Raw genomic sequence first — 3077 nt, 5'->3', positions numbered from 1 at the left:
ACTGTTAAAACAAGATGAACGCAAAATAATTTCTTCATAATATTTTTGAAAATAATTTTTATTTTCAAACTATTAGTGAGAGCAGCAATTCCGAAAATTATTGTTTGCTTTTACCTTTATTTGGCCTTGTTTTAACTTGAATTTTTGGGGGATGGTGGTTATAACAGAGTTGTAAGCAGTTATGGTTCGAGCGAGTGAATGAATGATTTTGAAATTCCAACACTCACATCAAGTGCGATAGTTTCAAAAACTTAACAGGCGATTAGTCAGAATTGTCTGTTTTTACTTTAATCCTAGCTGCTCACTAATTAACAAATATATGTTATGGAGATGTGATTATGCGAATTAAAGCAGCAGTTGTTAATCAGAAGGATGGAAAGTTTGAAATGAAGGACGACGTTGAGTTGGCCGACATGCAGGCTGACGACCTTCAAGTACACATGGTTGCCACTGGTGTCTGTCACTCAGATGAAGCGTTACGTAAAGGAACCGCTGAAATCGGTTATCCAATTATTCTTGGCCATGAAGGTTCAGGAATTGTTGAAAAAGTTGGCTCCGAAGTTAAAAACTTCAAACCAGGTGATCATGTTGTTCTTTCATTCTATGGCTGTGGAAATTGTATTAATTGCTTAAAAGGGATTCCAACTCAATGCCTCAACTACGCAGCAAACAATTTGTCAGGTGTTCGTCCTGACGGCAGTGCCCACTTTACCGAAGATGGTCACAAGGTTGCTGATATGTTTGATCAATCATCATTTACAACAACAACCGTTGTTCGTGAACGAAACGCCGTTAAAGTTTCAAAGGATTTGGACTTACGTAAACTTGGACCTCTTGGCTGTGGCTATGTCACAGGTAGTGGGACTGTCTTCAATACGTTGAAGCCGGAACCAGGTTCAACAATTGCCGTCTTTGGTACTGGTGCCGTTGGATTGGCTGCTATGATGGCTGGCCGAATTTCTGGATGCACCAAAGTCATTGCCGTTGATATTGTGCCTTCACGTTTGGAATTAGCTAAGCAGCTTGGTGCTACTGATGCCATTAACAGTAAAGACGAAGATGCCGTTGAAGCAATTAAGAAATTAACTGATGGTCATGGTGTTGATTATGCGGTTGATACAACCGGTGTTAAGTCAGTCATGGAAGGTTCAATTCAAGCCTTGGCACAAGGCGGGACAGTCGCTACGATTGCCGTTACCGATCAACATATTGATTTGGATACCTGGAATGATCTTTGCACAAGCGATCGTAAAGTCGTTGGTGTTAACATGGGTGATTCAATTCCTCAAGTTGATGTTCCTCGTTTGATTAGTTTCTACAAGTTAGGCATGTTTGACTTCGATAAGACCGAAAAGTTCTACAAGTTTGATGATATCAATCAAGCAAACGCTGATTCAGTTAGTGGTAAGACAATCAAACCAGTCTTAGTTATTGATGATCAGTATAAACCAGGAGAATAATTCCGTTAGTTTAATTTAAACGTTCACATAAAAATTAAATTTGTGCCCGCCAAAATAACCGATCAATCTTAGTTATTGCCGACAGGTAATTATCAAAAGGAGAGATTTATTATGGGACAAAATGCTGTTTCATTGAAGCACTATCAAATGTATATTAATGGTGAATTTAAGGATTCGGAATCAGGTAACATGTTAACTGGTATCAATCCGTCAACTGGTGAGAAGATTTCAACTGTCCCAGCTGCAACTCGTGAGGAAGCTCAAGAAGCGATTGATGCCGCTTATGAAGCTGAAAAGACTTGGAAGAAAGTGCCAGCTGCAACTCGTGGCCAATATTTGCACGATGTCGCAACTGAAATTCGAAATGAGAAGGATCACTTGGTTGAAATGCTCCAAGAGGAACAGGGAAAGATCAAGTCATTAGCAACCACCGAAATTATGTTCTCTGCCGACTACTTTGACTACATGGCAAGCGCCTCACGGACATATGAAGGTGAAATTCTTCAATCAGACAATAAGAATGAAAATATCATGATTGCTAAGCAGCCAATTGGTGTTGCTTCAGGCATCTTACCATGGAACTTCCCATTCTTCCTGATTGCTCGTAAAATGGGTCCGGCTTTGGTAACTGGCAACACAATCGTTATGAAGCCAAGTTCTGATACCCCTAATTTGGGATTGGAATTTGCTAAGATTGTTGAAAAAGTTGGTATTCCAAAGGGTGTTGTTAATATTATTTCTGGTCGCGGTTCCGTTGTTGGTGACGAATTGACCAAGAATAAGAAGGTTGGCATCATCAGTTTGACCGGCTCAGTTGATTCAGGCAAGCGGGTTATGGCCGGTGCTGCAACTCACATGGCAAAGGTATCACTTGAATTAGGTGGTAAAGCCCCAGCTATTGTTTGCAAGGATGCCGATATTGACTTGGCTGTTCAATCCATCATTGATTCACGGGTTGATAACAATGGCCAACTTTGCAACAACTGTGAACGGGTTTACGTTCAAGAAGACGTTGCCGATGAATTTATCAAGAAGTTGTCCGACAAGATGTCAGCAATTACGGTTGGCGACCCGATGGAACACGAAGATATCGGTATGGGTCCATTGATTAACCAAGAAGCTTTGGACAAGGTTGCCGGAATGGTCGACCGGGCTGTTAAGGCTGGCGGCAAGATCACTGCTGGTGGGCACAAGCTCAACATTAAGAACGGCTTCTACTATGAACCAACAGTTATTACGAATGTCAAGCAAGACTCTGAAATTGTTCAGGACGAAATCTTTGGCCCAGTATTGCCAGTATTGACATTCAAGACTTTGGATGACGCCATTGAAATGGCTAATGACAGTGACTTTGGTTTGACTTCATCAATCTTTACTGAGAACTTGGATAACGCAATGCGCGCTGCTAACGAACTTGAAGATGGTGAAACTTACATCAACCGCTTCAACTTCGAAGCTATGAATGGATCACATTCAGGCTGGAAGGAATCAGGTATCGGTGGTGACGATGGTCGTCACGGTATCGAAGAATTCTTGAATACCCACGTCATCTACCTTCAGGGACATCCAGAAAAGGCTCAAGGATAATTTGGGATCGTTTCAGCAACTTACTGCTTA

General features: G+C 41.4%; 2 protein-coding genes. Both read left to right on the top strand.

Translation table 11 applies throughout. The annotated features are described in order from the left end of the window. Positions 1-338 precede the first annotated feature (338 nt). On the top strand, positions 339-1460 hold the full coding sequence (locus KGF65_RS16455) for an NAD(P)-dependent alcohol dehydrogenase (RefSeq protein WP_016526747.1): 1122 nt from the start codon (positions 339-341) through the stop codon (positions 1458-1460). Positions 1461-1571: 111 nt separating this feature from the next. Continuing rightward, positions 1572-3047 carry an aldehyde dehydrogenase gene (aldA, locus tag KGF65_RS16450; protein WP_016526746.1) on the top strand — a complete coding sequence of 492 codons (1476 nt, stop codon included), beginning with the start codon at positions 1572-1574 and terminating at the stop codon, positions 3045-3047. Positions 3048-3077: the final 30 nt, after the last annotated feature.

The organism is Lactiplantibacillus sp. 30.2.29, from assembly GCF_018991255.1.
GTDB lineage: Bacteria > Bacillota > Bacilli > Lactobacillales > Lactobacillaceae > Lactiplantibacillus > Lactiplantibacillus pentosus.
Note: the sequence above shows the minus strand (reverse complement) of the source record. Positions and strands in the feature narration are given on the sequence as shown.

Coding starts and splice junctions, on each gene's coding strand:
- KGF65_RS16455 (WP_016526747.1), top strand. CDS start 339: ATGCGAATTAAAGCAGCAGTTGTTAATCAGAAGGATGGAAAGTTTGAA.
- aldA (WP_016526746.1), top strand. CDS start 1,572: ATGGGACAAAATGCTGTTTCATTGAAGCACTATCAAATGTATATTAAT.